This is a genomic window from Paenibacillus sp. YSY-4.3, from assembly GCF_054767475.1.
Map to the genome: position 1 here is coordinate 106,971 of NZ_BAABMC010000006.1, position 16,488 is coordinate 123,458.

The window sequence follows — 16,488 nt, forward strand, 5'->3', positions numbered from 1 at the left end:
GATGCTAAGATAAGTTTATAATTCATATTAAACTTATCGGATTAATAGATATATTGCATGGCATAAAGGGAGGCTTGAGCGGATGGAACGGCAAATCGTCATTAACCATGGAGAAGAGAAAATAACGGCCAGTATTCATTACCCAGGCGAGACAGTCAAGAGAGAGGGGCGCTGCAAAGACCGCGTGCCGCTGATCATCATCTGCCATGGATTCGTTGGCAGCCGGATTGGCGTGGACCGCTTGTTCGTGAAGGCCGCCCGGGAACTGGCTGCCGAGGGCAATCTTGTCGTCCGGTTTGATTATATCGGCTGCGGGGAGAGCAGCGGAGAATACGGGCAGGAAGGCATCGAATCCATGATCGCTCAGACGCGCACAGTGCTGGATTACGGATTGAGCTGCGGGGATATTGATCCAACGCGGGTCATTCTTATCGGGCACAGTCTCGGAGGCGCGATTGCTCTTCTTACCGCGGTACGTGACCGCCGTGTCAAGAAGCTCATTTTGTGGTCCTCCGTCGGCTATCCGTTCAATGACATCGTTAAAATTACGGGACGTCACGTCTACGATGAAGCGCAGGAGAAAGGCGTCGCCGATTATCTCGGTTACGGATTCAGCCCGGTGTTCTTCGACTCGCTTGGCACCTATCAGCCATTCCAGGAAGCCATTAAGTTTAGCGGGGACGTGCTGGTTATTCATGGCACTTCGGATGATGCGATACCCGTCGATTATGCGTTCCTGTTCCAGAAGGTATTCTGGATGCGTCCGGAAGGCCGCTGCGATAAGGAAATTATTTTTCAGGGGGACCATACGTACTCCTCCGGCGAGCATCGCAATCAACTGCTGCTGAAGACGAAGGAGTGGCTCAACCATCTGGAAACCGTTCAAAGCGATTGGCAGCATTGGATGATATAGTGGACGTAAATGAAGGAAAAATCGAAATTTCATATCAGCAGGACTCCCAAGCGCAGTGCCGTGGAAATTGGCACTGCGTTTTCTTTTGTTGAAGTCTTTTCGTGATGCGGACAATCAGCGTATAATATGAGGAAAAACATGGTCTTCGGAGGATATTATTTTGAAATGCTCAAATGGATCGAAACGATCAAAACATGTGCTGTTGCTCTTATTGTTGCTTAGCTTATTTATTATACCCGCTTGCGGGCAAGGGAAGGCTGCTGTAATTGGCGAGAACGAGGCTCAGGACATCCCGGTGCAGATAGAGGAGCCGACTATTGAGGAACCGTCGGTAACTTCGAAAGCGCCGCTGACCGGTCTGCCGGTGGAGGAGCCGGTTACCCGGAGGCCGCTTGCGGTGATGATTAACAATGCCCCGGCAGCCAGGCCGCAATCCGGATTGGGACAAGCGGATATCGTGTATGAAGTTCTGGCGGAAGGCGGGGTTACCCGGATGATCGCCATCTATCAAAGCGGTGACGAGACGACCCGGATCGGTCCGGTGCGCAGCATACGCCCTTATATGATCGATCTTGGCGAAAGCCATCACGCTGTGACTGTCCATGCGGGTGCGAGCAATGACGCGTTTGCTATACTTCAGCAGCAGCGTAAGGAGGATCTCGACGAGATTACGAATGCCGGCGCGTATTTCTGGCGGGATAAAACACGGAAGGCGCCTCATAACCTTTACACCAATTTGGAGAAGCTGCTGGAGGGGGCAGCCAAGCGAGGTTATGGAACCGAGGCTGAGGACGTTCCGGCCTATCCTTTCCGTAACGAGGAAGACCCTGGGGAAGGAATCCCAGCCGGTCAGGTGGAGGTTAAATTTCAACTTAACAATTATCGGGTAACTTATGAATATGATTCCGCTACGAAATTGTATAAGCGATTCATCAATGATGCGCCGCATAATGATCTCGATACAGGCAGCCAGTTGACTGCCGCGAATGTTGTCATTATGGGAGCGGATCATAAAGTGCTGGACGAGGTTGGACGGTTGGCTGTGAACCTGGAAACGGGCGGAGAAGCGGTTGTTTTTCAGCGGGGGAACATGATTCGCGGCCAATGGATACGCAAATCCGGCGATATTATCCGTTTTGTGAAGGACAATGAAGAGATTCCGTTTTACCCTGGGATTACATACGTTAACGTTGTGCCAAATGAACCCGGATTTGACAGTCGTTTTACGGTTGAATGAGTCGAAAAATAGGGAATTATTTCATCACCATGCAATATAAGGGATAGGAACCGCTACCAAAAGGGTATTATAAATTGAAGACGTGAAATGTTTGTAACAATAGTGTTCACGTTGTCGCTAATTGTGTTAAGATATTCAGGGTTATGTCATCCGAGTGTATCAGAAACACATGCAGAGAAAAGGGGATAAGAGATGCGAGCGAAAAAGAAAGATATCTTTTTCCAGACGTTAGAAAATATGGCGGATACGATCGTGCATTCGGCAGATTATTTCGCCCAGCAGGTATCGGAGCTTAAGGATGTTGAGCAATTCGCGAAGCAAATGAAGGAATTCGAGTCGAAATGTGACGGTTTTACACACACGATTATTGTCGAACTGAACAAAACGTTTATTACACCGATTGAACGTGATGACATCATGAACCTGACGACGACACTCGACGATGTGATGGACGGCCTGGAGGCGACGACCTCCCGATTCTTCATGTACCATTTGAGCGAGCCGGACGAGCATATTGTTCAGTTTGCAGAAATACTGCGTACCTCTGCTTATGAAATCCAAAAGGCAGTTCATTTGCTATCCCAGAAGAAGCTGCTTGCGATTCGCGAGCATACGATTCGTTTGAACGATCTCGAGAACCAGGGGGACGAGCTGCTGCGTATTTGCATTAAAGAGCTGTTCGCTAAAGTAACCGACCCGATCGTTCTGATCAAGAAAAAGGAAATTTATGAACGTCTCGAAACGACGACAGATGCGTGCGAGCACGTTGCCAATATGCTGGAATCCATTATCATGCGCAATTCATAAGAAAACTTCGCTTTATCATTCAATTTTCGGGAGGTTGGAATTGCGCGGATGATATACAAATACAACGATCTGTGCAATAAATGAGACTATGGATACGAGTTTAATCATCATACTGATTGTCATCTTTCTGGCGCTGGCTTTCGACTTCATCAATGGGTTTCATGATACCGCCAATGCGATAGCGACCTCGGTATCGACCCGCGCGTTGAAGCCGCGTACTGCGATCTTGCTCGCTGCGGTCATGAACTTTGTCGGAGCCATGATGTTCACGGGCGTCGCGAAGACGATCGGCGGCAGTGTAGCTGATCCGGCCAAGCTGGATAACGGTCTGGAGATCCTTGTCGCAACATTGCTTGCCGCGATTATATGGAATTTGGTTACCTGGTGGTTCGGTATCCCTTCCTCATCTTCGCATGCTTTGATCGGTGCTCTGGCTGGTGCAGTATTCGTTGGAGCTGGCTCTGAGAATTTGAACTGGAGCGGGTTTACTACGATTCTTCAAGGACTGATATTTTCTCCGTTGATTGCCTTTGCGATCGGTTATGTCGTGATGATCATCCTGAAATGGGTTTTTGCGAAGCGCAGCCCGCATACGGTCAATAAAGGGTTCCGCTCGATGCAGGTCATTACGGCGGCCATTCAATCTTTCACGCACGGTACCAACGACGCTCAGAAGGCAATGGGGATTATCACTTTTGCTCTTGTAACGGCTAAGTACCAGGACAATATGGATGTTCCTCTATGGGTTAAGATCGCAGCAGCAACGGCGATGGCACTTGGTACATCGATCGGCGGCTGGAAGATCATCAAAACCATGGGGACGAAAATATTCAAGATCGAGCCTGTTAACGGTTTTGCGGCAGATATTTCTGCGGCATCTGTTATTTTTGGCGCAACGCTGTTCCACTTGCCGGTAAGTACGACGCATGCTATTACATCCGCGATACTGGGTGTTGGATCGGCCAAACGCTTCTCTGCTGTCAAATGGGGAGTTGCCGGACGAATCGTCATCGCTTGGGTGATTACGATTCCGATTGTAGCAGTTCTTGCCGGATTAATATATATAATACTGTTTTAGATCGTAACGAAAAAGCCAATCACTTAGGATTAATGCCGAGGGTTGGCTTTTTTTAAATGTGTCAGGATCTTATGTAGCGGGCGAGGAGGATGGATCATGCTGCGAATCATGGGCGTTACGCGAGATCATAAAGTAAAAACCGATCTATCGTTGGAAGATGTTCGCCTGGGACAATATGTTTGGTGCTGGGTCGATTTCAATGAACCGTCGGAAGAGGAATCGGAGCTGCTCGCTTCCTTCTTTGGATTTCATCCTCTGGCCATTGAAGATTGCCTGCACGTCCTGCAGCGGCCGAAGTTGGATTATTATGAGGATTATCAATTTCTTGTTCTGCATGCGATGAAGCCGGACACCTTGAGCACGGTGGAGGTCGATTTGTTCATCGGCAGCAGTTATCTCGTGTCCTACCACAAGAAGCCGCTGAACGAGGTGGATCAGGCGTGGGAGAACATGCTGAGCCGGACGCATAACCGCAAGATTTGGACCCAGGGCCCTTATGCCGCCGCATATATGATTATCGATAGCTTGGTGGATAATTATTTTCCATGCGTATATTCGGTCGAGGACGATCTGGATGAATTGGAAAAGCAGGGGAGCCGCGAGTCGGTGGAGGTTCTGTTGAATCAAGTGTTTGCGCTGAGGAGCCGCTTGCTCAAACTGCGGCGCACGATCGTTCCAATGCGGGATTTGATGTATCGCATCCTGAATTCCCAGCATATCCAGGGAGAGAAGGAGCCGAGAGTGCACTTCTCAGACATCTATGACCATCTGCTGAAGCTGTCTGAAATGATTGACAGCAATCGTGAGATGACTGCCGATCTGAGGGATTCCTATATTTCGCTGAATTCCAACCGGATGAACGGAATCATGAAGACGCTGACGGTCATTACGACGGTGTTCATGCCGCTCACGCTGATTGCCGGGATTTACGGAATGAACTTCGTGAACATGCCTGAATTGGAGTGGAAGTATGGGTATTTCGGTGTACTTGTCCTAATGGGCGTGCTCAGCATCTGGATGATTCTCAGCTTCATGCGGCGGGGCTGGTTCAAGTAATAAAGACGGTCATTTCCCAATCTAAGGCGGGAAGTGACCGCTTTTTTTTGTTGCGCTGGACGGGCATTCAATTATTTTTTGCCGGATTAGATAGATGTCCACTATACAATGGCTTCGCTGGCATACGATGACATCATATACAACTGCATCATGAAGGAGGAGGACCACTTGAAAATTCGTAAGGCGATCATACCAGCAGCAGGTTTCGGAACACGGCTTCTTCCAGCAACCAAAGCAATGCCCAAGGAAATGCTTCCGATTATTGATAAACCAACGATTCAATTTATTATCGAGGAAGCAGCAGCAGCCGGAATTGAGGAGATTCTGGTTGTCACCGGCAAAGGGAAGAAGGTCATCGAGGACCATTTTGACTCTGCACATGAGCTGGAATACTTCCTGGAACAGAAGGGAAAGTTCGAGGAACTTCGCAAGGTGAGAGAGTTTACTGGTCTGGCAGACATTCATTATATCCGCCAATCCGAGCCCAAAGGGCTGGGCCACGCGATTCATGTGGGCAGAAAGTTTATTGGGAGAGAGCCTTTTGCCGTTCTGCTTGGAGATACCTTCTTCGAGTCAGAGCCTCCGGCACTGGGGCAGTTGATCGAAGGCTTTGGCAGATTCCAGACTTCCATTCTGGGGGTTCAGACGGTACCCGAAGATAAAGTATCCAAATACGGGATTGTGGATGCCAAGCCATTAATTGATGCATTCGCCTATGTTAATCAATTAATCGAGAAGCCCCAGGCAGGTGCGGCTCCTTCGCGTCTGGCTATGGTAGGGCGCTATATTCTCACACCATCGATCTTTGATATTCTGGAGAATCAGCCACCCGGCTTAGGAGGTGAAATTCAGCTCACCGACGCGTTGAACAGGCTCCTGACCAAGGAAGCTGTCTATACTTGCGAGATCAACGGCCGCTGGCATGATGTTGGAGACCCGATAGGCTATCTTAAGGCCATTCTCGCTATTACAAGGCATCGTGGAAATCTGAAGAATGATCTGCAAGAAGAGATAAACGGGCTGCTGCAAGCTGACGATGATATCCCTAGTTCCGAGCAATAACTATCTACGTTTAATCACTAGAAACGCAGGTTCCAAGAGGCCGTGAGAATAATGAGTATGGCAATCATGGGCTGCGTTATTTTCTAAAAAGCAGGGAGAGGTGTTAATCGTAAATGGTTGAATTGGCTTTAGCATTTACTGATAAGGATGGAAGTTATGCAGAACATGCGGCTGTCGTTCTTACATCCGTCTTCCTCCATACAGGTTCACAAGTTAACGTTCATATCCTTCATGACGAGTCGTTGACCGAAGAGAACAAGCTAAGAATTAAACAACTGGTTACCTATTATAATCATACTGTCAAATTCTACTCTATAGTCTTGCCTCATGACTTGGCCGAAGTTGTTGAGGGGGCCCAATCGGTTAATACGTGGACCCTGGGGAGCATGTACCGTCTGCTCCTGCCATTTCTGCATAATGTGGGCAAAGTCATTTATCTGGACTGCGATGTGCTGGTAAATCTGGATATTCAAGAGTTGTGGGATATCGATTTGAACGGTTGCTATCTGGCCGCGGCCCGAGATCTAGGCGTCGCAGCACTCACCGACATTCTTTTACCGTTAGGTTTAAATCCGGATAATTACTTCAATTCGGGTGTTATCGTGTTTGGACTGGACAATATCCGCCAAAACTCGGAGTGGTATGAGAAGATGAAGGATTTTCTCCGGCAGTATCCCAGCACGACCCTACCGGACCAGGATACACTCAATCACGTTTACGGTGGAAACTACTTACAACTTGGTGGGGAATTTAACACCTTTAGCTTCAGCAATCCGGATCTAGACTTCAATCATAAAATTGTGCACTTTGCTGGCGAGACGAAGTGGTGGGATCCAGCGTCTCCAGATTTCGCGCTGTATCAGGAATATCTTAATCTGACACCGTGGATATTGCCTGAGCCGCACTTTGAACTGCCGCCTGAGATAAAGGTGGATCAGTGGTCGCTCATGCCTCGATTGGAACATGAAGTGCCAGAGCTGCCGGAGGATTCTATGCAACGGCATACTCATCCTATGAAGAGGGTGGGGATGAAGCGGCAATCGAGATTGAAGAAGTTCAGGAGATGGCCGAAGCAGAAGTCATTGAAGAGACAGGCCGGCTCCGCCCGAACGCTCAAGCCTTCGCGACAATATCAGGCAGCACCGGTGCAGCGGAAATACCGATTGAAGAGTAAAAGAAGAGTGCGGAGTTTCTATCCAGGTAAAGTTATGCTTCCGGGAAGGAGTGGGCTGGCCGAAGTACCTCGGCGAAGAATGGTTACCAAACCCGCTTCAAAGACGGTACATTCCCGGACCAAGAACGGGTAGAGAAGGACGATTGTGCATATGGAAACGCGCAGAAATTAGCACAGTTTATCGGTGCCTCTATTTTGTAACTATGATTGGGAAAAAAATAGCTGCCGAGACTTCTCGACAGCTCTGCAGCCCGAATATATTCATCTGCGGGATTGTGGAATTAGCGGCGGCGTTTGGTTTTTCCGCTGCGTGTACGAGAAGTGGGGCGCTTACTGCCCTTTCTGCTGCTTTTCCGGCCGCTCCCTTTGCTCCGCCGCCGGCGTCGCGGCCTGTATTCGTCCAGCTTGTTGCCTCCCCCTTTGGCTCCTTTGCCGCCGGGGAGAAGGCCTGTGATCAGTTTGGCCATGGGCGCAAACTGCTGGACGGTCTGCATGGCCTTTTGCACTTTACCCATCGTTGCTAGTATGCCGTCGATCCCGCCGAGCTTGTCGACTATGCCTTTGAGATCGCCCATGTTCGGGAGGGAGAAGCCTCCGCCCGATTTTGCGGCTCCAGCTCCGGCTCCGGCTCCGGCTGAAGCAGCCGGCAGTACGGTGGTCTCGCCTGCTGCGGCTGGCGGTGCATAAGGAACAAGCGCGGAAGCTTCCGCTGTATTCGTAAGCGTCGTCTCGTACGGAATGACCCCGGGATAATAGTTCGTATAGGGGGAGGGCGATATGCTTCGATGGGGAGGATAGTAATGAGGCATAGTATCACTTTCCTTTTTAAATATTTAGGGTGAAGATTAGGCGTTTGTATACTACACTGTATGTGCCTTGCGTATCGAGTGTATAGACGAATGTCCCGGGTGCGGTGGGCTTTTGCGTATTTTGGGCGTTATTTCTGTGCTGCGTGAAATCGTTAACGCTTGAAATGAAGGCCATAGCTCAGGTACAATGTAGGTGTGTTTATAGTAACCGTAGGGGATGATTAATCAGTGCAACTTAAGAAGTTGAATGATAAAACGATCGACCAATTATTTGAAGCTATTCTTACATTGAAGAATATCGAGGAATGTTACATCTTTTTCGATGATTTATGTACAGTTAACGAAATACAATCTTTGTCTCAGCGCTTGGAAGTAGCGCGCATGCTCGGCAAAGGAAATACCTATAATCAAATCGAGGCGGAGACTGGAGCCAGCACGGCGACGATTTCCCGCGTCAAGCGCTGTTTGAATTACGGCAACGACGGGTACAAGATGACGCTTGAACGCCTGGGACGTTAAGGATGAAGCAAAGCTTGGATATGCTGCATGGGCGAAGCGAAGCCTCGGGGCAGGAGCATGGACAAGGACAAGGGCTCGTTAGCGATGGTTTGGAATTTGCGGAGAAGACGCTTTCGGCGGACGGACCGCAGCGGCCCGGCGTGCTCGTGATCAGCCACGGTTCGCCGGACGGCCATTGGGTGAAGCTGGTGGATGATGCGGTTGCGGCAGTCCAAGCACAATTACCGGAGGGGCTTCCAGTGGAAGCCTCTTTCCTTGAAATCGTGGAAGGCCGCCTTATTCAGGACGGGATCGATCGGCTGGAGCAGCAAGGCGTCACCGATATGATCGTTATTCCTCTGTTCATGTCCTCGGGAAGCACGCATGTGGATGAGATCGCGTATGCGCTTGGGGTCAAAGACACGCCGGAGAAGGAGACGGATTTGGAACGTTTTCGCCTCTCTGCACGCGTGTTTTTTGGCGAGCCTGTAGACGACCATCCATTGGTTGCCCAAATGATCTGGGATAAGTCCAAGCTATTATCCCGTGAGCCGGAACGGGAAGCGCTGCTGCTAATCGGTCATGGCAGCAGGCATGAGGGTTTCCGCCAGCGGTGGGAGCAAGGCATCTCTTCGCTGGCTGCGCGGGTGAAAGAGCTCGGCGGCATTGCCGTGACCGACTATGCGCTATTAAATCCGGATAGCGTGCATAAGAAGGTAAGTTATTGGCAAGAACGGGGATATGAGGTGGCAATTGCCCCGTTATTTTTAAGCGCAGGTTATTTCACGAAGAAAGAAATCCCTTCCAGGCTGGAAGGATTGACATACCGCTACTCGGGAGAGGCGCTGCTTCCCCACTCGCTTTTGCCTCACTGGATGTTGGATCAAATATTGCATATAATGAGGTCAATGAAATTATGATAAACGGGTGGCGTTCATATCATGAAAAAAGCTAGGTTGATTTATAACCCGTCCTCTGGACGGGAGGAGATGCGGCGCTTGCTTCCCGATGTGCTGGATCGCTTGGACCTTGCCGGCATCGAGACGTCATGCCATGCGACGACGGGCGAAGGTGATGCTACGCGAGAAGCGGCGGAAGCAGTGCGGCGCGGCTACGATATCATTATTGCGGCCGGCGGCGACGGCACGTTGAATGAAGTGGTGAACGGTATGGCAGGGCTTGAGAATTTGCCGCCGCTCGGCATCTTCCCGATGGGAACGACGAACGACTTCGCCCGCGCTATGGGAATTCCCAAGCGCTGGGAGGATTATTGCGATTTGGTGATCGAGAACAAGACGCGGCCGATCGATATCGGTAAGGTGAATGGCCGCCACTTTATTAATATCGCTGGCGGCGGCTCGCTTACGGAGCTGACGTATGAGGTGCCCAGCAAGCTCAAGACGATGATCGGCCAGTTGGCTTATTATATGAAGGGCATCGAGAAGGTTGCCAGTCTGTCGCCAACGGAGCTGATCATTAGCGCCGAGGGCCATGGGGTACTGGAAGGCGAGTTCATGCTGTTCCTGATCGCGAACAGCAATTCCGTCGGCGGCTTTGAGAAGCTGGCGCCTGATGCGCGAATCGATGATGGCCTGCTGGACGTGATCGCGGTGCGCAAATGCAATCTGGCCGAATTTATCCGCCTGCTGACGATGGCGCTGCGCGGCGATCATTTCAGCGATCCGCGCGTCGTCTATTTCAAGACGAAGCGGATGGAGGTCACTTCGCCAGGGCTAGTCCAGCTAAATCTGGACGGTGAACTGGGCGGGGAACTGCCCGGCGTGTTCGAGATTTTACCGTCGCATTTGCGGATTTTTGCGTAGGTGTCGGATTAAGCGGATTGCAGGGTAATAGGATAGTGAAGAGTCGATATGTTGATGGATATAGAGGGGCTGTTTCCGAAGCATGCAGGATGCGGGGAACAGCCCCGGCTTCATGAAGGTGGCATGAGGGAAGAGCGGACAAGCTGTTATGGGTTATGCTTGTATGAGATATAGTGGATCGGGAATGGCAGGAAGGCTTGAAGGGCCTGGAGAGTAGGAGAACTGACAGATCTGGAGACCTGGCGGTGGCGGATCTGATTATCCGGAAACCCCAGAAACTCTGGCAGCTATTTTAATTATGAGGAATTACCTTACAAGAAAGAAGTGAAGTACCAGCAATGAAGAGGCAGCGAAGTAATGGGGCAGCGGGCAGGAAGGAATCGGCTGGCCATGTCTATGGATCAGCGGAGCAAGAGACCGGTATCCGCAGCTCTAGTAAGCGAAGCAGAAATGGAAGTTCAGGTAATTCGCGTGGCGCTAGAAAGCAGCAGGATCTAGAGATCGCCGGATTGCCTGTCGGCAAAAACGATGAAGTTGTTATCGATATCATCGGTATGAACCATGACGGCGAGGGCGTGGGCCGGGCGGACGGCTACACGCTGTTTGTAGCTGGAGCGCTTCCGGGCGAGAAGGTGCTCGTGAAGGTGCTGAAGACGAAAAAGCAGTACGGCTATGCCAAACTGCTTGAGCTGCGGGAGTCTAGCCCGGATCGCGTAGCCCCGCCGTGCGGCATCTACGACAAGTGCGGCGGCTGCCAGCTGCAGCACTTGAGCTACGCGGGCCAGCTGGCCTGGAAGCGCCAGCACGTGGTCGATGCGCTGGAGCGCATCGGCAAGCTGCGTGTGGCGTCAGAAGGCGATGCTGGCGCGGTGCTGGGCGGCGATGGGGCTAACGAGGGAGCAGCGCTTGGTGGCGTCGTTGTGCTGCCGACGCTCGGCATGGCGGAGCCTTGGCGCTACCGCAATAAGGCCCAGGTGCCGATTGGTGTGACCGACGGCGGCCTGGTCGGCGGCTTCTATGCGCGCGGCAGCCACCGCATCGTCGATATGGAGACCTGCCTGATCCAGCATGAGCATAACGACGATGTCGTCACCCGCGTGAAGGCAATCGGGCGCGAGCTCGGCATCACCGCCTACAACGAAGAGACGGGGCGAGGCCTCTTGCGCCATGTCGTCGTGAAGAAGGCTTTTCGTACCGGAGAAATGATGCTTGTCCTTGTCACCAACGGGCAGGACATTCCGCACGTCGAGGCCTGGGTAGGCCTGATCCGGGAACAACTCCCGCAGGTGGTCAGCATTTGCCAGAACATTAACACGAAGCAGACCAACGTCATCTTTGGCGACGAAACCCGCGTCCTCTGGGGACGCGACGTCATTTATGATTATATCGGAGACGTACAGTTTGCGATCTCGGCGCGCTCTTTTTACCAAGTGAATCCGGTGCAAACTGAAGTGTTGTACAGTAAGACGGTGGAATATGCGGGGCTGACCGGAAGAGAGACTGTCATCGACGCCTACTGCGGCATCGGAACGATTTCCTTGTTCCTGGCGCAGCACGCCGAACGCGTATACGGGGTAGAAATCGTCAAGGAAGCGATCGACGACGCCCGCAGCAATGCCGAGTTGAACAGGATGAAGCATGTGACGTTTGAGGTGGGAGCTTCGGAGGACGTCATTCCCCGCTGGAAGGAGCAAGGCATCGAAGCAGATGTCATCGTGGTCGATCCTCCGCGTAAAGGCTGCGATCCTCGCTTGCTGGAGACAATCCTGGAAATGAAGCCGGAACGGGTGGTATATGTAAGCTGTAATCCGTCGACATTGGCCAGGGATCTACGGATTCTGGAGGATGGTGGCTACCGCACCGTTGAGGTGCAGCCGGTGGATATGTTCCCGCATACGGTGCATGTGGAGAGTGTGGCACTGTTAGTGCGGAATGACAAGTAAATCGGAGATGTATTGGCGGAAATAGCAAAGAGGGGCGAACCCCCTCTTTTTTGTTGAACTAATGTTGGTTCTTGAATTAATCTATGACTGCAATAAGGGGGGGGCAGGTGATTATAAGTCAGTTCATATGTCCTTTTTTAAATAATAATGTGTATGCCTGCCTGCATTTTGAATTTCCCCATAAACTTCGAAACCTTGCTTTTTATAAAAATCTAATGCTTGAAAGCTTAATGTATCAAGTTTTATGAAATCGCACGCTTTTTCTTTAGCGATTTTTTCAGCCTCATATAAAAGCTTTTTCCCATACCCTAACTTACGAAGCTGTTCATCAACAAACAGATATTGAACTTCCATCCAGTTCCAACATATTTCACTGACGATTCCACCAAAAATTTGACCTTCAGCGTTTTTTAAATACAGATTTACCTCTTGATACCTACCTTTTAAATCATCAGGAAAATGCATTAAATTAAACTCAATCATCTTGTTACTTACATAGTTTTTGTCAGTATTATTTAATTCACTTGAGATATACAAGTCCATTATTCTGCCACGCCCCTTATAAATCGAAATCAACTGATAATAAAAAACTGAACTGATCACAACTGTAAGTTACCATATTACTCCCGTGTATCGGTAGTAAAGAATGGTTAAATCTGAATCTTCCCGTACTGATTTCGATAGAACCATCTTCGTGAGTGAATACAGTGGACTAGTAAATATAGTAGTAACTTTAGCCTAATGAGGATATCTTTTGTGCAATCATTTTAGTCATGGCATGCTTGTGAGGAATACCTGATGAATTGCAGTCGAAAACAATTTCCGAACTATTCTTAACTAGCCAGTCGTGATAATGTGTGAGTAATTCTCCAGAGTACCACTTAAAGGCGTTTTGTTGGCGGGATATTTCTAGATTATGGAACCGATGTTAACGCTAGAATTGAAGGTGGAGAAACAGCATTGTCTCTTGCTATCAAGCAAGGTAACAATAACGTAGCGGAACTTCTTCGTCAAAATGGAGCGATACTCTAGAGTAGATTGCTACCAATAGTCTAAATCTTGAATTTGACCTAGCTGCATCATTTACGGTTCCAATAAAGCCTAAAGCCCTGACAATCACAGTCAGGGCTTTTAGTCGGTAGGGGCTCATCGTATACCGACCTAGCTTTAAGCTATTGATGTAATTGGGTGTTTTACGTGTACAGGATAGAGGTTTTCACCATTTGTTCTTACAAATAAACCACCATCAGAAATATTACTTTTTATATCGATATCTTTATAATCTGGAGTGAAATGGAAAGTTATTTTTTCAGTATCCCTACCCGCAATCTTAGTCAAAATATCTTGGATTTTGACTTCCTTTATGCTGATAATATCGAAGATGTCCATGTGATTGTTTTCTTTTTTATAAATAGCAATAGCGTTCTCGTGTTCCAAGTAATAAATATCATTACAAAAAACGTTCAGGCAATAATACATTAAAATTCCTTGAGTGCAATCAGTTCCAAAACGTTGAGAAACGGGCAATCTTTCTAATGCAAATTTGTAAATAAGACGAAAATCATCTGCTTGACTTACATTTAGTTTTCTAATGCCTGTATGCTCAAATTCGCTTGATGTAAAGTCCATTGAAAATAGATGCTCTTCTACTGCTTTAAACCCAAACTTGGGATAAAAATCAAGAACCGTATTGTTGGCAAAGAGATACATGAAATCATATTTGTTCTCATATTCCTCTAAAACTTTGTTCATTAAACATGTAGATAATCCTCTTCTTCGATATTCAGGATGTGTCATAACTGTTCCAATTTGTATAGCTTTTTTCTTCTCTCCATTAATAATTAACTCAAGAATGTTTACTGAAACATTTGCAATAACCTTCTCTCCCTCAACAAATGAAAAAGGAATGTAACGTTCGCTCCAACCCCCTTTTTGATACCAATTTTCAAAACTTAAACCAAAAGTGTTGGTAGCAAGTTCGAAAAAACTCTTTCTAAGAGGTTCATTGTTTTTATAATCCTTCGTAAACTCCTGCATTGCATTCTCCCCCCCATAATCCTCAAAATCGACTGTCTTTATATTAATGGTATTATTCCGCGTTTGCTAGGTAGAATATGATTAGATATTTGCTTTACGTAATTTTCTGGTTTGGCAGTTCTGCAGGAAAATGGTGGGTATTTGTCGAAACAGATCATCATAATATGAAAAAGAAGGTGGTACAGAGATGTCGGACAATTGGAATACTTATTTTTCTGTCATAGATAATAAACCAGCTTCCTTCTTATTGGATTTGGAACCTTGGAAAAATGGTGAAAACGAACAGTATGTCTATTTGTACAGGCTAAGCGTTACACTAAATGACCCGAATGAAGATGGAGTTACTACCAAACAAGAATATGATGGAGAGTATGATGGTTGGGAAACTAAAGTAATAGAAGAAAAGGATAGTTTTCAAAAAAGATTGAAAAGGTTTTTCAAGTTGCAGGAGTAACCAGAGCTGCTCACTATTAGTCTGGAGCGGGACTTAATTCGGGGGTGTATTGGCTAAAAATAGAGCTTAACGAGTGAAAGTCTGTGGTCTAATTCTCCACAGGCTTTTTTGAGTTAGGCTCTGCTAACATTTAGTGTTGATTTTTCCGCTAAACTAACTGGCAGGATATTGCAATCGTTTATCGAATACTTCTGGGGTTGGGTAATTTTGTGAATTTTGTGAAAATAACGTTATCTGAAAATACGCAAATCTTATAGGTGAGGTGATTCGACTGGAGCAAGGACTCATTGTGTTGTTGAACGGAACTTCAAGTTCAGGAAAGACTAGTATTTCTATGGAACTGATCAATCAGAAAGAGATTCTTTTTCATCATTTATCAATTGATGATTTTTTTCATAACTTGAATGATTTTATTGATAAAAAATTTCCGGATTTTAAACCTGCAAGAGAAGTAGATGATCAAGTTATTGCACAAATCATTTTTGATCCCATAATCTCAATGTACAATTCGACAATTAAACTGTTTTCAGAAATGGGGTTGAATGTAATCGCAGATACGGTAATCGACAATGACAAGCGGTTTAATGATTATCTTGATGTACTTTTTGATTATCCTACATTGTTTGTAGGTGTCATATGCTCGAAAGAAGAACTCATTAGAAGAGAACAAATAAGAGGAGATCGACAGATTGGACTAGCAAGTTCCCAGTTTGACAAAGTATATAGCTTTAATGAATATGACCTTGAGGTAAATACGGAAGAATTGAATCCAACAGAATGTGCCGAAAAGATATTAAGTTTTATTAAGTCCGGTAAGGATTACTCCGCATTTAAGAAATTAAGCAAAAGAAATGTTAGTGTTTTATAGAAGGTGTGTAACCAGATCATTAGCTTAAAAGCATCTACAGCCACCGCCGCTGTAGATGCTTTTTTCATGCAAATAAATAAATTTGCATTTTCTTCATCTACATTATTCTAGTTTTATGTTATGCAATACTTGCTTTACGTAATCTTCTGGTTTTGTCGTGCGGTTTTGCATCCAATACATTGCAGCCCCATAAAGTGACCAGCTTAACATCACCGCAAAAGTCTCGATTTCTATTCGATTTTGGTTAGACCATTGTCTTTGCGCCCACTCTGAAAAAAAGGCTTGGAGTTCCTTTTTAAAGATCGTTTCTATTTGGGGTGTAAAAGCTTCATAACTTCGCTGACACTGGTTGCCAACCGATGTGTGGAACTTAATAATCGAGGTGAAAATCGACGTTATCGTCTCTTCGTTAATGACCTCATGCATACTTACTTCTTGAAGGACTTCTCTCATCACGCTTTCACTTAACACTTTCTCAAGCAAGTCATATTTGTCAATGAAATGATTATAAAATGTTGCACGATTAACCGTTGCAGCAGATGTAATATCCCCGATGGTGATGTTATTAAAATCTTTTTTCTTAGTTAACTCAATAAATGCGTCCATAATGAACTTACGAGTGCGAAGAATACGGGGGTCGATTTGTTTTTCCATAACATTCTCACCTGCCTTTTTGACATTTTTACCATTATGTTGGTTAAGCGATAGATCTGAAATACTGTCGATTGC

At 47.3% G+C, this 16,488-nt stretch carries 18 protein-coding genes and 1 pseudogene; 14 read left to right on the plus strand and 5 right to left on the minus strand.

Translation table 11 applies throughout. The annotated features are described in order from the left end of the window. Positions 1 to 82: 82 nt before the first annotated feature. From ACYUJT_RS18740 to ACYUJT_RS18770, 7 genes are all read left to right on the plus strand, one after another. Positions 83 to 913, plus strand: a complete 831-nt coding sequence (locus ACYUJT_RS18740) for an alpha/beta hydrolase (RefSeq protein WP_460325049.1) — start codon at positions 83 to 85, stop codon at positions 911 to 913. Positions 914 to 1,124: 211 nt separating this feature from the next. After that, complete coding sequence (locus tag ACYUJT_RS18745; protein WP_460325051.1) at positions 1,125 to 2,150, plus strand: DUF3048 domain-containing protein; 1,026 nt, start codon at positions 1,125 to 1,127, stop codon at positions 2,148 to 2,150. Between the two features lie 192 nt (positions 2,151 to 2,342). Then, complete coding sequence (locus tag ACYUJT_RS18750; RefSeq protein WP_155609876.1) at positions 2,343 to 2,957, plus strand: DUF47 domain-containing protein; 615 nt, start codon at positions 2,343 to 2,345, stop codon at positions 2,955 to 2,957. An 88-nt stretch (positions 2,958 to 3,045) separates the two neighbouring features. Next, positions 3,046 to 4,035, plus strand: coding sequence for an inorganic phosphate transporter (locus ACYUJT_RS18755; RefSeq protein ID WP_460325053.1), 990 nt, complete (start codon positions 3,046 to 3,048; stop codon positions 4,033 to 4,035). 96 nt (positions 4,036 to 4,131) lie between these two features. Next, complete coding sequence (gene corA / locus ACYUJT_RS18760; protein ID WP_460325055.1) at positions 4,132 to 5,091, plus strand: magnesium/cobalt transporter CorA; 960 nt, start codon at positions 4,132 to 4,134, stop codon at positions 5,089 to 5,091. Between the two features lie 168 nt (positions 5,092 to 5,259). Continuing rightward, complete coding sequence (gene galU, locus ACYUJT_RS18765; protein WP_460325057.1) at positions 5,260 to 6,153, plus strand: UTP--glucose-1-phosphate uridylyltransferase GalU; 894 nt, start codon at positions 5,260 to 5,262, stop codon at positions 6,151 to 6,153. A gap of 113 nt (positions 6,154 to 6,266) precedes the next feature. Next, positions 6,267 to 7,460: a glycosyltransferase family 8 protein gene (locus ACYUJT_RS18770; RefSeq protein ID WP_460325059.1), complete on the plus strand. Its 1,194-nt coding sequence runs from the start codon at positions 6,267 to 6,269 to the stop codon at positions 7,458 to 7,460. Positions 7,461 to 7,608: 148 nt separating this feature from the next. Here the strand turns inward: ACYUJT_RS18770 and ACYUJT_RS18775 are convergent, their stop codons facing one another. Then, the gene (locus tag ACYUJT_RS18775; protein WP_460325061.1) at positions 7,609 to 8,136 is read right to left on the minus strand and encodes a hypothetical protein; all 528 of its coding nucleotides are present in this window, start codon (positions 8,134 to 8,136) and stop codon (positions 7,609 to 7,611) included. Between the two features lie 228 nt (positions 8,137 to 8,364). Here ACYUJT_RS18775 and ACYUJT_RS18780 point away from each other — a divergent pair, with 228 nt between their 5' ends. The 4 genes from ACYUJT_RS18780 (at position 8,365) to rlmD (ending at position 12,400) form a co-directional block, all read left to right on the plus strand. Continuing rightward, positions 8,365 to 8,655, plus strand: coding sequence for a YerC/YecD family TrpR-related protein (locus ACYUJT_RS18780; protein WP_055109624.1), 291 nt, complete (start codon positions 8,365 to 8,367; stop codon positions 8,653 to 8,655). 2 nt (positions 8,656 to 8,657) lie between these two features. Next, the gene (locus ACYUJT_RS18785; RefSeq protein WP_460325064.1) at positions 8,658 to 9,554 is read left to right on the plus strand and encodes a sirohydrochlorin chelatase; all 897 of its coding nucleotides are present in this window, start codon (positions 8,658 to 8,660) and stop codon (positions 9,552 to 9,554) included. A gap of 21 nt (positions 9,555 to 9,575) precedes the next feature. After that, complete coding sequence (locus ACYUJT_RS18790) at positions 9,576 to 10,457, plus strand: diacylglycerol kinase (RefSeq protein WP_460325066.1); 882 nt, start codon at positions 9,576 to 9,578, stop codon at positions 10,455 to 10,457. 338 nt (positions 10,458 to 10,795) lie between these two features. Further along, on the plus strand, positions 10,796 to 12,400 hold the full coding sequence (rlmD, locus tag ACYUJT_RS18795; RefSeq protein WP_460325068.1) for a 23S rRNA (uracil(1939)-C(5))-methyltransferase RlmD: 1,605 nt from the start codon (positions 10,796 to 10,798) through the stop codon (positions 12,398 to 12,400). Between the two features lie 123 nt (positions 12,401 to 12,523). Here the strand turns inward: rlmD and ACYUJT_RS18800 are convergent, their stop codons facing one another. Together ACYUJT_RS18800 and ACYUJT_RS18805 are read right to left on the minus strand one after the other, a co-directional pair. Then, a complete protein-coding gene (locus tag ACYUJT_RS18800) occupies positions 12,524 to 12,943 on the minus strand; it encodes a GNAT family N-acetyltransferase (protein WP_460325070.1) in 420 nt (139 codons plus the stop codon). A 190-nt stretch (positions 12,944 to 13,133) separates the two neighbouring features. Beyond that, positions 13,134 to 13,292, minus strand: a pseudogene (locus ACYUJT_RS18805) (XRE family transcriptional regulator); the annotation flags it as partial. Positions 13,293 to 13,339: 47 nt separating this feature from the next. On the opposite strand from ACYUJT_RS18805, the gene ACYUJT_RS18810 reads away from it, so the two are divergent. Further along, complete coding sequence (locus tag ACYUJT_RS18810) at positions 13,340 to 13,432, plus strand: hypothetical protein (RefSeq protein ID WP_460325398.1); 93 nt, start codon at positions 13,340 to 13,342, stop codon at positions 13,430 to 13,432. A gap of 135 nt (positions 13,433 to 13,567) precedes the next feature. On the opposite strand, the gene ACYUJT_RS18815 is transcribed toward ACYUJT_RS18810, so the two are convergent. Continuing rightward, positions 13,568 to 14,437 (minus strand): GNAT family N-acetyltransferase, encoded by an 870-nt coding sequence (locus ACYUJT_RS18815; RefSeq protein WP_460325072.1) that lies wholly within the window; start codon positions 14,435 to 14,437, stop codon positions 13,568 to 13,570. A 187-nt stretch (positions 14,438 to 14,624) separates the two neighbouring features. On the opposite strand from ACYUJT_RS18815, the gene ACYUJT_RS18820 reads away from it, so the two are divergent. Then, positions 14,625 to 14,891 (plus strand): DUF695 domain-containing protein, encoded by a 267-nt coding sequence (locus ACYUJT_RS18820; protein ID WP_460325074.1) that lies wholly within the window; start codon positions 14,625 to 14,627, stop codon positions 14,889 to 14,891. A 271-nt stretch (positions 14,892 to 15,162) separates the two neighbouring features. Beyond that, the gene (locus ACYUJT_RS18825) at positions 15,163 to 15,759 is read left to right on the plus strand and encodes a chloramphenicol phosphotransferase CPT family protein (protein WP_460325400.1); all 597 of its coding nucleotides are present in this window, start codon (positions 15,163 to 15,165) and stop codon (positions 15,757 to 15,759) included. Between the two features lie 102 nt (positions 15,760 to 15,861). Here ACYUJT_RS18825 and ACYUJT_RS18830 read toward each other — a convergent pair whose 3' ends face one another. Next, positions 15,862 to 16,413 (minus strand): TetR/AcrR family transcriptional regulator, encoded by a 552-nt coding sequence (locus tag ACYUJT_RS18830; RefSeq protein ID WP_460325076.1) that lies wholly within the window; start codon positions 16,411 to 16,413, stop codon positions 15,862 to 15,864. Positions 16,414 to 16,488: the final 75 nt, after the last annotated feature.